We start from the raw sequence: 14394 nt of genomic DNA on the forward strand, positions 1-14394 counted from the left end.
TTTCCCGTGGTGCGGCAAGATCTCCCGCATGTACACGTACGAAGATCCCTCGACCTGGACTCCCGAACGGGTCCGGCCCAAGGGGCAGTTGCTGGTCCGTTTCGTTCTGACGGTTCTGTACACGCCCGTGCAGATCGTGCTGTGGATCGTGGCTCTCGCGGTCTTCCTGGCCGTCGGCCTCGTCACGGAGATCATCACCGTGTTCAGCACCTCGTACGAGCAGGGTCTCTTCAAGTCCATGGACCGGGTGCTCGACCCGTTGTCGAAGTGGCCCGCCTGGTGCGTGAGCTGGCCGGAGCTGCGGCACGAGGGCGACAGCGCGTACTACAGAGCTCGCGTCGAGAAGAAGGTCGGCCGCTGGACCGCGAGGGCTTCCGGCCCGCGCAAGCCCGGCAAGCCGCGGCCTCCGGTCGAGTGCGCGATTCCGCTGCGCGACTACCGGGGTGTGGGCGGCTGGTACGTCGCCCAGGTCGCCGGTGCGCAGGGGTGGGAACTGCGTCCGACGGATGTGCGCAAGGAGGTGCGTCTTTGGTGGTCGGCCGCCTCAAGGGCTGACGGCATGGGTTGATGACACGGGTTGATCGCATAGGTTGATTGGATCAATACTGCATAGTGAAGTCATGACTGGAGTCATGTCCAAGGGCGCTCTTCAAGCGCGGCTTCCCGTACGGGGGCTGGCTCGGGCCTGCGTCGAGGCGTGTGCGCGGGCCGCCGCCGAGTTGGGGGCACGGCGTGCCGGGCTCGGCGAGGTGCCCGCTGTGCGGGTGGACGACGGGGCCGTCGCCACGGCGTTCGTCAGCGAGCGGCATCTATTGATCAATGGCCGGGCGCCGGTCAGCTTCGCGCCCCTGTCCAGGTTCTGGCGCACGGCCGACGGCTGGGTGAGGACACATGCCAACTATCCGCACCACCGGGAGCGGCTGCTCGAGGTGATGGGTCCGCAGGACACCCTCGATGCGGCCTTCGCCGAGCGTTCCGCCCTGGAGATCGAGGAGGCCGTGTACGCGGCCGGGGGCCTCGCCGTCGCGCTGCGGACACCGCAGGAATGGGCGGCGCACCCTCAGGCCGTGGCGGTGGCCGCGCGGCCGTTGGTCGAGCGCGGCCGGCTCGACTCCGCACGCGCCCGTGCGTTCACGCCGCTCGACGGGGCTCCCCTGCTGCCCGCCGCAGGACTGCGGGTCCTGGATCTGACCCGGGTGATCGCGGGCCCGGTCGCCACCCGCACCCTCGCCCTGCTCGGCGCGGACGTACTGCGCCTGGACGCGCCCCAGCTGCCCGAACTCCCCGACCAGCATGCCGACACGGGCTTCGGGAAGCGGTCGGCGACGCTGGACCTGGCGGCCGACCGGCGGACCTTCGAGGAGCTGCTCGCGGCGGCGGACGTGGTCGTCACCGGGTACCGCCCGGGCGCGCTGGACCGGTTCGGGCTGTCGCCGCAGGCGCTGGCGGAGCGGCGGCCGGGCATCGTCGTGGCGCAGTTGTCGGCCTGGGGCGCGTACGGGCCCTGGCGTGAGCGGCGCGGGTTCGACAGTCTCGTGCAGGTGGCAACCGGGATCGCGGCGCTGGAGGGATCGGTGGAGCGACCGGGGGCACTGCCCGCACAGGCCCTCGACCATGGCACGGGGTACCTGCTGGCGGCGGAGGTGCTGCGGGCGTTGGCCGAGCAGTCGGACGAGGGTGGCAGCCGGTTCGTACGGCTGGCGCTGGCGCGGACGGCGGAGTGGCTGATGAACGGCATCCCGGCCGATTCCCCGGGGGATGCTTCGTACGACGGGCCTGATGCCTGGCTCGCCGACACGGACAGTGGCATCGGGCGACTGCGGTACGCCCTGCCGCCGGTCTCCTTCGCGGGCGGGCCGACGGACTGGGCGCGGCCACCGGGGCCGTGGGGGGCGGATCCCGCGCGGTGGGCGTGAGCCGCGGTCGGCCGGAAAACGTACTCCTGGGCGGAATGCCGTACCACCAGTTGTTTTCCTGGACTTGCCCGGTTCTGCGACAGCTGGTGAAGATCATGAGGTGACCTTGACAAGACCCACGGCCGGGGCTTCCGACGCGACCGGGCCGTCGCCGCGCTCCGGCACCGCCAAGGCCGTCGCCGTCCTCGTACTGGTGACGCTCGGCGCACTGATCCCGCTGCTGGGCCCGTCCGCCGCGCTGCACGGCACGGGGGAGGCCGCGGCGCCCGGCGTCGTCGGCATCGCGCTGCTGCGGGCGGTGCTGTTCGCGGCGCTGTGCGTCCCGGTGGGCGAGCTCTTCGTGAAGCGGCTGGCCCGTTCCGTGCCCGGCGCTCCCCCGGCCGCGCCGCGCAGCTGGGCCCCGTACGCGGCTGCCGCCGGTTTCGTCGCCGCGCTGGGGCTCGCCTCGGTGGTGGCGACCGGCAACCTCGTGCCGCACAGCCTCGCCGAGATCGACATCGGCGGCCTGTACGAGTCCCGGGACGGCAAGCTCGCACTCCTCGAGGTCAACGCGTTCCTCGCGGCGGGCCTGTGCTCCCGCTCGGCCCGCCCCGCCACCCAGGTCTGGCCGTCGGCCGCGGTCGTCGTGGCAGAAGCTCTGCGCGCGCATCCCACGACCGAGCAGAGCCCGTTGGTCGGGTCGGGGCTGACCCTGGTCCATCTGACCTGTGCGGCACTGTGGGTGGGCGGGCTGCTGTACGCGCTGCGGACGCTGCGCCGGTGGGGGCCGACGGAAGCGGGCGCGGCTCTGCTGGGCCTCTACGCGCGCGTGGCCGTCGTCCTGCTCGCCGCGATCACCGCCACCGGGGTGTGCAGCATGCTGCGCCGGATGCCGCCGGGCACGGTCCTGCACCAGCTGACGGCGACCTCGTACGGGCGGGTGCTGCTCGCCAAGGTGCTGCTCGTGGCCGTGGTCGCCGCGCTCGCCCTGTGGGCGCGGTTCCGGCTGCGCCGGGCGCCCGACCCGCTGACCGCCTGCTCCCCCGCGCGGGCGGAGGTCGTCGCGCTGGGCGTGGTGGTCGTGGTGTCGGGGCTGCTGACGGCGCTGCCGGTGCCGATCCGCTGGTGAGCCGCCTGGGAAGGGTCAGTTGGCGACGAGCACCTTGAGGGCCGTCCGCTCGTCCATCGCCTTGTAGCCGGCCGGGACGTCCTCCAGGCCAAGGGTCAGGTCGAAGACGGGCGACGGGTCGATGGTGCCGTCCAGGACGTCGGACAACAGCTCCGGGATGTACGCGCGGACCGGGGCGACACCGCCGCGCAGCGCGATGTTCCGGTCGAACATGACGCCGAGGTCGATCCCGGTGCCGCTGCCGTGCGGGACGCCCACCCAGCCGATGGTGCCGCCGTCGCGGGTGATGTCGACCGCGGTGCGCATGGACTGCTCGGTGCCGACGGCCTCGACGACGGCGTGCGCGCCCTGCCCCCGGGTGAGTTCACGGACGGCCTCGACCGCCGCGTCCCCGCGCTCGGCGACCACGTCGGTGGCGCCGAACCGGCGGGCGATGTCGGTACGGGCCTGGTGGCGCCCGAGCGCGATGATCCGTTCGGCGCCCAGCCGTTTGGCGGCGAGCACCGCGCACAGGCCGACGGCCCCGTCGCCGACGACGGCGACCGTGGCACCCGCGCGGGCTCCGGCGCCGAGGGCGGCGTGGTGGCCGGTGCCCATGACGTCGGACAGGCTCAGCAGGGCGGTCAGCAGACGGTCGTCGGAGGCCGCGTCCTTGGGCAGCTGGACGAGGGTGCCGTCGGCGAAGGGCACACGCACGGCCTCGCCCTGGCCGCCGTCGTAGCCGACGGAGCCCCAGAAGCCGCCGTGCTCGCAGGAGGTGTTCAGGCCCTCGCGGCAGTAGTCGCAGACGCCGTCGGACCACATGAAGGGCGCGACGACGAGGTCGCCGCGGCGGACGGTGCCCACCTCGGAGCCGGTCTCCTCGACGACGCCGAGGAACTCGTGCCCGATGCGCTGCCCCGGCTGCCGCGTGGCCGTGCCGCGGTACGCCCACAGGTCGCTGCCGCAGATGCAGGAGCGCAGGACGCGGACCACGGCGTCGGTGGGCAGTTGCACCACGGGGTCGGGCACGTCCTCCACGCGCATGTCGAAGGGGGCGTGGATGGTGGTGGCGCGCATGGCGAGGATCCTTCTCGTCTCTGGTGGTACGTGCGCTCAGGGGGTGGTCGAGCGCACTTCACCGTACGCCGACTCCCGCGGCCGTCGCTCGCCGAGTACGCCGGTGACCAGCAGTGACTGCGCGGCGATATAGGTGAGCATGATCCACAGGTCCGGCCGGGGCGGCTGGGGCCACTCCGCGACGCCGGTCGCGATGAGACTGTCGGAGAGCACGAAGAGCGCGCCGCCGAGCCCGGCGAGGAGTCCGAGCCTGGTGGCGGCCGCGTACGCCATGGCGGTGAGCAGCAGGCTGTACCCCGCGACGGGGAAGCGCAGGTCGGCGGGCAGGTCGGGCCGGAGCAGGGCGACGCTGACGACGAGGACGACGGCGTAGGCGGGGGCGAGGACGGCACTGCGCGCGCGTGCCCCGCCGTACGACCTGAAGAGCGCGAGGTAGCAGACGTGCCCGGCGGCGAAGCAGCCCATCCCGGCGAGGAAGGCGGGCTCGGCGTCGAAGAGGAGCAGGGTGTCGCCGCCCCAGCCGCACAGCAGTGCGGCGATCAGGAGCCGGGGTGCGCCGCGGGACGCCGCGTACGCGGCGAGCAGCGGCATCAGGAGGGGCTTGGCGACGGTGTGCCCGACGTCCCAGCCGACGGCCAGGGAGGCGAGGTCGACGACGGCCGCGAGGGCGAAGGCTCCGGCGAGCAGGCGTCTCACGCGGCCACGGTCTCCTCGGCCGGTTCCGCCACCGGCGCCGGCTTCCACCCCGGCCCCCGGAACACCCGCCCCGCGCGCTCGCGCCAACTGCGCGCCGCCTTGATGTCCTTGACGATCGACACGTACTCATGAGTGGCGACCTTGATCGGGTTGAATGTGTCGATGTTCTTGGTCAACCCGTAGACAGGCCGTTCGGTCTCGGCGACGAACGACCCGAAGAGCCGGTCCCAGACGATGAGGATGCCGCCGAAGTTGCGGTCCAGATAGCCGCCCTGGGAGGCGTGGTGGACCCGGTGGTGGGCGGGCGTGTTGAACACGAACTCGAACCATCGGGGCATCTTGTCGATGCGCTCCGTGTGGATCCAGAACTGGTACACGAGGTTCACCGAGGAGCAGAAGGCCAGGGCCGCGGGGTGCACACCGGCGGCGATCAGGGGCACGTAGAACGGCCACACGGTGAGCGTGGTCCACGGCTGGCGCAGTGCGGTGGTGAGGTTGAACTTCTCGCTGGAGTGATGGACCACGTGACAGGCCCACAGGATGCGGATGACGTGGTGGCCGCGGTGCGACCAGTAGTAGAAGAAGTCCTGCGCGAGCAGCATCAGCGGGACGGTCCACCACAGCACGGGAACGCGCAGGGGCGTGAGTTCGTGGACCGCCGTGTAGATCGCGACGATCGGGATCTTCCAGAGGAAGTCGAAGGCGAGGCTTCCCAGCCCCATGCCGACGCTGGTCGCGGCATCCCTCGTCTCGTATCCGGCGGCATCCTCATCCGGATGGATACGAACGCTGATCACCTCGACCACGGTGAGCAGCACGAAGGCGGGTATCGACCACAGCACGACATCGGGCAGGTTCGGCATGCTGGCACCGTAGAACCGCTGGTCTGCCACGGCTAGACGTTGTTACTGACAAGTATTACCGGGAGTACGCGCTTACTTGTTGGTGATCTCCACCAAAGCCACCACCAGCAGTTTCAGACTCCGGCCGCCCCCAGCAGCGTCCCCGCCGCATACGTCACCCCCATCGCCAACGCCCCTCCCAACACGTTCCGCAGCGCCGCGCGGACCGGGTCGGCGGCGCCGAGGCGGGCACTGCTCCAGCCGGTGAGGACGAGGGCTGCGAGGGAGGAGACGACAGTGACGGCCAGACGCCGGTCGGTGGGCGGGAGGACGATGGCGAGGAGCGGGAGCAGAGCGCCGACCGTGAAGGACAGGAAGCTCGCCCATGCGGCATGCCAGGGGTTGGTGAGCTGGTCGGGGTCGATGCCGAGCTCCACGCGCGCGTGGGCTCTCAGGGCGTCCCGTTCCGTGAGCTGGACGGCCGCCTCACGGGCCACGTCCCGGGACAGGCCCCGGTCCTGGAGGAGTTCGGTGAGCTCCTCCAGTTCGGCCTCGGGCTGCTCGCGCAGCTCCCGCTTCTCGACGGCGAGGGCGGCCTTCTCCGAGTCCCGTTGGGTGGAGACGGAGACGTACTCCCCGGCCGCCATCGACATCGACCCCGCGAGGAGCCCCGCGAGGCCCGCCGTCAGAAGGGCCGAGCGGTCGTCCGTGGCGCCGGCGACGCCGACGACGAGGCCCGCGGTGGACACGATGCCGTCGTTGGCTCCCAGGACGGCCGCCCGCAGCCAGTTCAGCCGCGCGGCGAGCGCCCCGCCGTGGGCCTCGTCATGCGTGGGTTCGGTCACAGACGGGAGGATCGCACCCCGGGTGCCCTCCGGTCCGCACCGACGCTCACCAGACCCGTACCGACGCCCCCTTCGCGAACACCGGGCTCGTCGCGTCCGCCGGTGGCTCGGTGAGCGGCTCGGCGATCTCCTCGACCGTCGGGCCGACCCTCGCCGCGATGGGGTCGAGGAGGTCCAGGTCGAAGCCGTACACACGCGCGGCGTTGCCGCCGACCATCGCGGCGACCTCCTCGCGGGGCACGCGCGCGTACGCGAACCTCAGGCCTTCTCGCGAGTACGGATACGTCCCCTCGTCGTGCGGGTAGTCGCTCCCCCACATGATCTTGTCGATGCCGATCCGGTCGCGCAGCGGCACCTCGTGCGGGCGCATGAAGCTGGCGCCGACGAAGCAGTTGTCGCGCCAGACCTCGGAGGGCGCGTCGCCCATGTGGGCGGCCAGGCCCGCGCCGAACTTGGACTCCGCCGTGGACGCCCTCGTCGCGGCGGCGACCAGGCGCCCGTGGTAGTAGTCCAGCATCTCCAGCACACCCGGGATCCACCCCGACCCCTGCTCGGTGAGCACGAGCCTCAGCTCCGGGTGACGGCGGAAGGCACCGCCGAACACCAGGTGCCACAGCGCCCGGTGCGAGAACCAGGTCGTCTCGACCATGAAGACCGCGCGCGCCGCCGGTTCGTCGCCGAGCGGCGGGGAGGCCGAGCCCGCGTGGTGGTTGACGGGGACGCCGAGTTCCGCGCAGACGGCCCAGATGGGGTCGTACGTCGACGAGTAGAGCTCCGGGAGCCCACTGCCCGGCGGTGTGCCCGGCAGCAGCAGGCCGCCCTTGAGGCCCGCCTCGACGGACCTGCGGATCTCCTTCACCGCCTCCTCGACGTCGTTGAGGAGGATCTGGAAGACCCCCGCCCGCCGCCCCGGTGCCGCCGCGCAGAAGTCCGCCAGCCAGCGGTTGTGGGCGCGCAGACCGGCCCAGCGCCGCTCGAACTCCCCGGCGTCCGGTGCGGGCGCCATGAGCGAGCCGGACGGGAAGAACGGCGGGATGGTGTTGGGGAACACCACCTCCGCGACGATCCCGTCCTCCTCCAGCTCCGCGAGCCGCCGCTCGGAGTTCCAGTTCTTGTCGGCGGTGTCGGCGAGCAGGTCCTCGTAGGGATTGACGTACGTCACCGCCCACGCGTCGAACTCGTCGTGGTACCGCCGCTCCAGATAGGGCTTGTAGTCCAGCAGGTCGGCGCCCGCGTGGCAGTCGGCGGAGATGACCGTGTAGCGATCGGTCATGGCGTCACCCCCAGGGTCGGGAAGTCATGGTCCGTCAGCCAGTGCCGGCCGACCTCGCGCGAGCGCGCCCAGGACGCCTCCACGGCCGTCTGGTCGGCGGACTGGCCGAGTTCGGCGGGGGTGGGGCCGATACGGCGGGCGAGCGGGGTCAGCTTCGCCACGTCGAAGCCGAAGACCTCCGCCGCGGCCAGTCCCAGCATGCGGCGGGTCTCCGCGACCGGGATGTCATGAAACGTGCGCTTGAGCCACGCGCGTGTGTCGGGCCAGGTGCCCTCGGGGTGCGGGAAGTCGCTGCCCCAGAGGATGTTGTCGACGCCGATCTCGTAGCGCTGGGCCAGTTCGCGGCGTTTGGTGTTGGTCGCGCAGATGAAGACCTGCCGGTCGAGGTACTCGTGGGGCGGACGCCTCACCTCCTGGAAGGGCGAGAGCTTCTTGCCGCCGTGCGCGCCGAGGTAGAGGCGGTCCATGAACCACAGCAGGTTCGGCAGCCACCAGCAACCCGACTCGGCGACACCGAACCTCAGCCCCGGGTGGCGTTCGAAGACGCCCGACCAGAGCAGGAACCACAGCGGCCGTGCGGGCCACCAGGTGACCTCGGAGACGAAGATCCCGAGGTGGTCGCCGTACTCGTGGCGCGGCGCGGCGCCGGAGTGGGTCATCACCGGCATCCCGCATTCGGCGGCCGCCGCCCACACCGGGTCGTAACGGTGGTCGTGGTAGGGCTCCTTGTCGACCCACATGGACGGGATCATCAGCGCGCCGAGCCCGGACTCCTTGGCCCGGTACACCTCGGCGACGACCCGCTCGGTCGGGGCCGTGACCGGCAACAGGGCCACTCCGCAGTGCCGTTCGGGGTGCTCGGAGACGAAGTCGGCCAGCCAGCGGTTGTGCGCCCGCGCGCCCGCCATGCCGAGCTCCGGGTCGTGATCGCCGGAGAGCCCGAGCCCCACCCCGAAGGGCGCGGCGGTCTGGCTGTCGACCGCGTCGGCGTCCGGGAAGACGACCTCGGCGGCCACCCCGTCACCGTCGAGCTCCTTCAGCCGCTGAGCGGTCTCCCAACCCCCGCGCAAGCCCTCCTCGTTGTCCTGGAACCACTTGTTGGCGAACGCCTCGTTGCGGATGCCGAGCCGGGTCATCTCCTCGCGGCGCCGGTCGCGCCCGGCGAGGAAGTCGTCGAACTCCCGGTGGAAACGGGAGTCCAGGTAGGGCCGGTACTCCTCGGTGGGCAGTCCGGCGTGGCAGTCGGAGGAGATGATCAGGTACGGGTCGTCCTGGTGGGTCATCGAAGCCTCCTAATCCAGGATTCGGTCATCGAAGTTCCCTGGTCCGATCGGTCATCGAAGCCCCTAGTCCAAGATGAAGTTCTCTAGGTACGACGGGTTCGCGCGGTCCAGCATCGACTGCGCCCGCGCCCTGATCTGGGCGTCACTGTGCTCGCTCGGCGGCAGCATCCAGAAGCGGTCCGCGCGGATGCCGTCGACCACGGTCTCGGCGACCTCCTCGACCGGTGTGAACCTCACCTCGCGGCCCGCCTCCTCCATCGCGGCCTCCCACTGGTCGAGGCTGCGGTAGGGCGTCCTGCGCGGCCGCTCCTTGGCGTACCGCTCGGGCCGGTTGCGGTGCGACTCCCACAGTCCCGTGCGGAGCATGTGCGGGCCGGGGAAGAGGACGGAGGCGCCCACGCGTGCGTGCTCCGCCTTCAGGTGGGCGTACAGGGACTCGGTCATCGTCACGACGGCCGCCTTGGTGACGGCGTACACGGAGGCGGTGGGCAGCGGGGCGATACCGCCGTCTCCGGAGGACGTGTTGACGACATGACCGGGTTGACCCGACTTGATCATGTGCGGCACGAACGCCTGGATGCCATGGAAGACACCCCAGACATTGACGGAGAACGCCCACTTCCAGTCGTTCGGCTCGTGCTCCCACATCCGGCCCTCGGCGCCCGAACCGACCCCGGCGTTGTTGCACAGCACATGGACGGCCCCGTACGTCTCATGGGCGAAGTCCGCCAGCTCCAGGACCTGTTCACGCTCACCGACGTCGACCACCCGCGCGTGCACGTCCGCGCCGTCCGCGCGAAGCCCCGCCACGGCCTTCTCCAGGGCGCCCTCCTCGACGTCCGCGAGAACGACCTTGAGCCCTTCCGCGGCGAACCGCCGGACCATCGCGAGGCCGATGCCGCTCGCCGCGCCGGTGACCACGGCGACCTGTCCTGCCCTCAGGTCCATCACGCACTCCCCTCGGGGGGTGCGTCGAGGACCTGCGCCGGATCGTCGTAGCGCTGATGGATGTACGGCAGCAGCGCCTGCGCGTCGACCCGCTCGACCACCTTGCCCCGCTGGTCGCTGGTCTTCTCGCCGATGGTGATCTCCACGAGGCGGCGCACCGGGAGGTCGGCGACCGGGTCGTACATCGACTCGCGCAGGACGACGTCGCCGGTGATCCGCTCCAGCTTGCGGACCTTCTCGTTGCGCAGACAGCGCACGAGTACCGGGTCGGCGTCGAAGCCCGAACCGTCCACGGCGGGCAGGAACTTGAAGTAGAAGTCGGTCTTCCGGACCGGTTCGGGCAGCGGCAGCTCGCCGGCGACCGCGCCGCGCACCTCGGCGAAGGCGATGCCGTGGCGGGCGAGGAACGCGCGGACGATCAAGCCGTCGCGCTCGACGACCACCTCGCCGAGCTTCTTGGGTTCGCCGAAGACCTCGCGGCCGCCGACGAGGGCCCGTTCGTGGGTCATCGGCATGACGAGGGGATAGCAGCCCTCGACGCCGTCATGGGCCGCGGCGACCGCGAACGAGCCCGCGCCGAGCGGATATCCGGGCAGGTCGACCTTGCTGATGTTGACCCGGACCAGCGGCCGGTCCGTGGGTTTCAGGGGTGGTGGCAGGACCGCCGCGACCGCGTCCGGGTCGGTCTCCCAGATCGCCACCACACCGGTGGACCAGATGTCCGGGAGCCTGGAGCTCGCGGTGCGCGCGGCGGCGATCTCCGCCTCGGTCCGTGCGCCGTACCGTACGCGTGCCATGTCGTACCGCCCTTCTTCTGATGGGCCGTCACCTGTAACACAGTTACAGCACCCGCCCTGCGGGGTAAATACGCGTGCACGAGCCGGACTTGGGGGCAGCATGGCGAGAGCGTCGCTCACCCGGGACGAGGTCCTGGACACCGCCGCGAATCTGGTCAAGCAGCACGGCCCCGAGGCGCTGACGATGCGCAAGCTCGCCGCCGAGCTGGGCACCGCCGTGACCTCGATCTACTGGCATGTCGGCAACCGGGAGTCCTTGCTGGACGCGCTCGTCCAGCGGACCGTGGCCGACCTGGGCGAGTTCCGGCCGGTCGGGCGCACCCCGGCCGAGCGGATCGTCTCGGTGGCCCGCATCCTGCGCCGACGACTGCGCGCCCATCCCCACCTGATCGCGATGGTGCACGAACGCGGCCTGACCGAGCGGATGTTCCTGCCCGCGCGGCAGGCGCTGGTGCGCGAGGTGCACGCGGCCGGACTGCGCGGCCCCCGGGCGGCGGAGGCGGTACGGGCGGTGCAGTTCCAGGTCGTGGGCTTCGTCCTCGTGGAACGCAACCGGGAGCGCGCGCCCGTGCAGCAGCCCGCGCAGGAGACGACCGCGTACGACGACCCGGATATGGCCCGTGCCTTCGCGCGGCCGGTGAACGAGGAGCGGCTGTTCGTCACGTCCGTGCGGGCGCTGACGCGCTCACTGCTCGAAAACAAATAAGTGGCGCCGTACAGACGTGCTCTCCTACATTCGTGATCGCGGGGGCGGCTCCGCAAGCGTGCTTCCTTCTCCCTTCCGACGCTGACAGCGCGCTCACTCTCCGCCCCTCGCCTTCTTCCTCTCTTCCTTCCCGCCGGGGGCCTCCGCTTGTCCGTACTGTCGTCCGTGCTGCTCCGCCGCCTTCGTACCGTCTACGTCGACCAGGCCGGGCCACGGCCGGGCGACCCGTCGACGACGCCAGGGCTCGTCGCGCTCGAAGCCGAGCTGCTGGACCGGGGATTCGCACCCACGGCGGAGCTGCACGCGGCGCTCGCCTGGCTGGGGCCCACCGGGCTCGGGGACGCGGGCAGGCAGCTGATCCGGCACATCGACGCCGAACTGGGCGCGGACCGCACCCATATGCCGATGTTCCGCAGCTTCCCGGCCTCGGTGCCGGACGACACGTTCCAGCTGTACGTCGACCGGATCTTCACCCTGGTGCTCCAGTGGCCCGCCCAGCCGTGTGTGCTGTGCGGCACGGTCGGCAGCGTGCACCCGGTGTCGCCGTGCGCGCATCTGGTGTGCCGGGAGTGCTGGGACGGCACGGACTACGCGGGTTGCCCGATCTGTCATCGCCGTATCGACCGGGCCGACCCCTTCCTGAAGCCGGAGCAGCCGCGCCACGAGCGCGAACTCGCGGTCGGACCGCTGAAGTTGCTCACGCTCGGCACGGACGCGAAGGCGGACGCGGTCAAGGCCCTGCTGAAACTGCTGGCCCGTCGCACCCCGCTGCCGCCGCAGGACCGGGACGACGTGAAGATCCTGCTGTCGCACGCACCGGCCGACCTCGGCTGGTTCCCGGCGGACATCCCGGTGCGCCGGACCAAGGCGCTGGTCCTCGGCATGCTGCTGCTCGACCGGCACACGCGTGTGAGGGCGGCCGAGCTCCTGGCCACGCAGCTGACGACCGCGACGGACGTGCTGCGGCTGCTGTGCGTGTGGTCCGGCGGCGAGGCCGATCTGCTCGCCCCGCCCCGTATGCGCTCCCTGCCGCGCGCACTGCGCCGGCAACTGCTCGGCATGCTCGACGGCCTGGCGATGCCGTCGCTGGTCGAGGACGTGCTGCGGCACCCGGGTGCCTGGAAGCGCGCGGCCGAGATCCTGCACCCCTACGAGCAGCACGCCCGCCATCCCAGGGCCGCGCTCGCGTTCGCCGTCCTGCGCGCCACCGACACCTCCGAGGGCGCGCTCGGCGAGGCGCTGCTGCGGACCGCCGCCGAACACCCGGACGCGGTGCGGGTCGACGGGGTCCGCGTCAAGCCCGCCACCTGGACGGCACGCGTCGAACAGGCGCTGCACGAGAAGGACATGACGGCCGCCCTGGAACTGCTCACCCAGCGGCCGGGCGAACTGCTGCGCAGGCTCGACCATCTGCTGCGGCTGCGCGAACTCGACGCGCTGCCGGAGGGGTTCGGGGACGTCCTGCGCCGTGTGCTGCCCAAGGCGGGCCCGGGTCCGCTGCTGGCCGCGCTCGGCCGGATGCGGATCCGTCATCTGCCGGGCGGGCGGCGGGTGTTCTTCCCGCGCGGGCAGGTCACCCACTCCTTCACGATCGACGACACGCGCGTGCCGCTGTCGTCGGAGGTGACGGACGAGGTGTGCGCGCTGCTGGAGGCCGAGGCGCTGCGCCGCCTGGCCGACGGGCCTCGGCTCGACCTGGCCGTGCTGGACTCGGCGCTCACCGGTCTCGCGGTGCCGGCCGCCGAGAGCGCCGCCGCGAAGGCGCTCGTGACGGTGCCGCGCGGCAGCACGCAGCCGCTGCCCGCGGGGGAGGTCCTGCGGCTCTTCCTGCACTGGATGGAGCCCGCCGGCACCCGGGTGGACCTGGACCTGTCGGTGGCGCTGTACGACGAGGACTGGAAGTTCGCGGGTCTGTGCGACTACACCAACCTCGTGTACGAGGGCCGTTCGGCGGTCCACTCCGGTGATCTGGTCTCGGGGCCCGCCCCGGACGGGGCGACCGAGTACGTCGACCTGGACCTCGGCGCGCTCGCCGACCGTGGGGTGCGGTTCGCGCTGCCCGTCGTCTTCAGCTTCAACGACGTCCCGTTCGAGGCGCTCCTGGACGCCTTCGCCGGCTTCATGGCGCTGCCGTCCGCCGCGCTGGAGGACCGTGACGCGTCCTACGACCCGCGCACGGTCCGTCAGCGGTACGACCTGGTGGGCGACTCGCGCATCCACGTCCCGATGCTGGTCGACCTGGACCGCCGCACGTTCCTGTGGACCGACCTGCATCTGCCGGCCGCCGAGGGCTTCCACAGCCTGTATGCGCACGGGGCCGACCTGGGGCGGGTCGCCGAGGACCTGCATCAGTACTTCTCCTGCGGCCGTACGACCTTGTGGGACCTGGCCGTGTGGCGGGCGACCGCGCGGGGCGACGAGGTCGCGGTGGTACGGCGCGCGCCGCATCCGCGCGCGGTGGACGAGCTCTGGCACTACCGGCGGCACCTCGGGGAACCGGACACGGAGTTCGCGGCACGCGTACGCGCCCTGGAGCCGCCGGAGAGACGGCAGCCGTCCGAGGACGCCGACGCCCTCGCGGGTGAAGCGGCCGCGAGGAAGCAGGTGTTCCTCGCACTGGTCCACGGCGGAGTGGCCCCCGAGGGCGCGGCCGGGTCGGTGTACCGGCTGCTGCCGGGGCCCGTCGACGGCTGCGGTCTGGAGGCGCTGACGGCGGGGGACCTGGTGGCGGCGCTGGGGTGAGGGGGCGGGCCCGGTGAACAACTGCCGGGCTTCAGTGCGCGGTTGGTGCCCCGTACGCGCGCGTGCGTGCGGTTCCTCACGCCTTTGTGCGAACACGCGGCACCGCCCGCCGCCGCACAGGCACCCCTCTCGGCCGGGTGCGCGCGGCGCTGTCAGTGGGGGCCCGTATCCTCAGGGAC

The 14394-nt window shown here is 71.8% G+C and carries 13 protein-coding genes; 5 read left to right on the forward strand and 8 right to left on the reverse strand.

The window, feature by feature from the left end:
* Positions 1 to 28 precede the first annotated feature (28 nt).
* The 3 genes from ACWD3I_RS17405 (at position 29) to ACWD3I_RS17415 (ending at position 3024) form a co-directional block, all read left to right on the forward strand.
* A complete protein-coding gene (locus ACWD3I_RS17405; RefSeq protein ID WP_365400590.1) occupies positions 29 to 568 on the forward strand; it encodes a hypothetical protein in 540 nt (179 codons plus the stop codon).
* A 52-nt stretch (positions 569 to 620) separates the two neighbouring features.
* A complete protein-coding gene (locus tag ACWD3I_RS17410; RefSeq protein ID WP_365400587.1) occupies positions 621 to 1916 on the forward strand; it encodes a CoA transferase in 1296 nt (431 codons plus the stop codon).
* 100 nt (positions 1917 to 2016) lie between these two features.
* Complete coding sequence (locus ACWD3I_RS17415) at positions 2017 to 3024, forward strand: CopD family protein (RefSeq protein WP_365400584.1); 1008 nt, start codon at positions 2017 to 2019, stop codon at positions 3022 to 3024.
* A gap of 15 nt (positions 3025 to 3039) precedes the next feature.
* On the opposite strand, the gene ACWD3I_RS17420 is transcribed toward ACWD3I_RS17415, so the two are convergent.
* From ACWD3I_RS17420 to ACWD3I_RS17455, 8 genes are all read right to left on the reverse strand, one after another.
* Positions 3040 to 4083 (reverse strand): zinc-dependent alcohol dehydrogenase family protein, encoded by a 1044-nt coding sequence (locus ACWD3I_RS17420; RefSeq protein ID WP_266894279.1) that lies wholly within the window; start codon positions 4081 to 4083, stop codon positions 3040 to 3042.
* 36 nt (positions 4084 to 4119) lie between these two features.
* A complete protein-coding gene (locus ACWD3I_RS17425; RefSeq protein WP_365400581.1) occupies positions 4120 to 4779 on the reverse strand; it encodes a lysoplasmalogenase in 660 nt (219 codons plus the stop codon).
* Positions 4776 to 5642, reverse strand: a complete 867-nt coding sequence (locus tag ACWD3I_RS17430) for a sterol desaturase family protein (RefSeq protein WP_365400578.1) — start codon at positions 5640 to 5642, stop codon at positions 4776 to 4778. Before ACWD3I_RS17430 ends, ACWD3I_RS17425 begins: the two co-directional genes overlap by 4 nt.
* Positions 5643 to 5755: 113 nt before the next feature.
* On the reverse strand, positions 5756 to 6466 hold the full coding sequence (locus ACWD3I_RS17435) for a VIT1/CCC1 transporter family protein (RefSeq protein WP_365400575.1): 711 nt from the start codon (positions 6464 to 6466) through the stop codon (positions 5756 to 5758).
* A gap of 46 nt (positions 6467 to 6512) precedes the next feature.
* Complete coding sequence (locus tag ACWD3I_RS17440; protein ID WP_365400572.1) at positions 6513 to 7739, reverse strand: amidohydrolase family protein; 1227 nt, start codon at positions 7737 to 7739, stop codon at positions 6513 to 6515.
* A complete protein-coding gene (locus tag ACWD3I_RS17445; RefSeq protein WP_365400569.1) occupies positions 7736 to 9022 on the reverse strand; it encodes an amidohydrolase family protein in 1287 nt (428 codons plus the stop codon). Before ACWD3I_RS17445 ends, ACWD3I_RS17440 begins: the two co-directional genes overlap by 4 nt.
* Positions 9023 to 9085: 63 nt before the next feature.
* The gene (locus tag ACWD3I_RS17450; protein WP_365400566.1) at positions 9086 to 9970 is read right to left on the reverse strand and encodes an SDR family NAD(P)-dependent oxidoreductase; all 885 of its coding nucleotides are present in this window, start codon (positions 9968 to 9970) and stop codon (positions 9086 to 9088) included.
* On the reverse strand, positions 9970 to 10767 hold the full coding sequence (locus tag ACWD3I_RS17455) for an acetoacetate decarboxylase family protein (RefSeq protein WP_365400563.1): 798 nt from the start codon (positions 10765 to 10767) through the stop codon (positions 9970 to 9972). The genes ACWD3I_RS17450 and ACWD3I_RS17455 overlap by 1 nt, the downstream gene beginning before the upstream one ends.
* Positions 10768 to 10867: 100 nt before the next feature.
* Between ACWD3I_RS17455 and ACWD3I_RS17460 the strand changes: the two genes are divergently transcribed.
* Both ACWD3I_RS17460 and ACWD3I_RS17465 read left to right on the forward strand, forming a co-directional pair.
* Entirely contained in the window at positions 10868 to 11473 is a 606-nt protein-coding gene (locus ACWD3I_RS17460; RefSeq protein ID WP_365400560.1) for a TetR/AcrR family transcriptional regulator, read from the forward strand.
* Between the two features lie 147 nt (positions 11474 to 11620).
* Complete coding sequence (locus ACWD3I_RS17465; protein WP_365400557.1) at positions 11621 to 14215, forward strand: MXAN_6230/SCO0854 family RING domain-containing protein; 2595 nt, start codon at positions 11621 to 11623, stop codon at positions 14213 to 14215.
* The last annotated feature ends 179 nt before the right edge of the window (positions 14216 to 14394 follow it).

Source organism: Streptomyces sp. NPDC002817 (assembly GCF_053592055.1).

Excerpts from the sequence above, each read along its gene's own strand:
- ACWD3I_RS17405 (WP_365400590.1), top strand. The coding sequence starts at position 29 with ATGTACACGTACGAAGATCCCTCGACCTGGACTCCCGAACGGGTCCGG.
- ACWD3I_RS17410 (WP_365400587.1), top strand. The coding sequence starts at position 621 with ATGACTGGAGTCATGTCCAAGGGCGCTCTTCAAGCGCGGCTTCCCGTA.
- ACWD3I_RS17420 (WP_266894279.1), bottom strand. The coding sequence starts at position 4,083 with ATGCGCGCCACCACCATCCACGCCCCCTTCGACATGCGCGTGGAGGAC.
- ACWD3I_RS17430 (WP_365400578.1), bottom strand. The coding sequence starts at position 5,642 with ATGCCGAACCTGCCCGATGTCGTGCTGTGGTCGATACCCGCCTTCGTG.
- ACWD3I_RS17440 (WP_365400572.1), bottom strand. The coding sequence starts at position 7,739 with ATGACCGATCGCTACACGGTCATCTCCGCCGACTGCCACGCGGGCGCC.
- ACWD3I_RS17445 (WP_365400569.1), bottom strand. The coding sequence starts at position 9,022 with ATGACCCACCAGGACGACCCGTACCTGATCATCTCCTCCGACTGCCAC.
- ACWD3I_RS17450 (WP_365400566.1), bottom strand. The coding sequence starts at position 9,970 with ATGGACCTGAGGGCAGGACAGGTCGCCGTGGTCACCGGCGCGGCGAGC.
- ACWD3I_RS17455 (WP_365400563.1), bottom strand. The coding sequence starts at position 10,767 with ATGGCACGCGTACGGTACGGCGCACGGACCGAGGCGGAGATCGCCGCC.
- ACWD3I_RS17460 (WP_365400560.1), top strand. The coding sequence starts at position 10,868 with ATGGCGAGAGCGTCGCTCACCCGGGACGAGGTCCTGGACACCGCCGCG.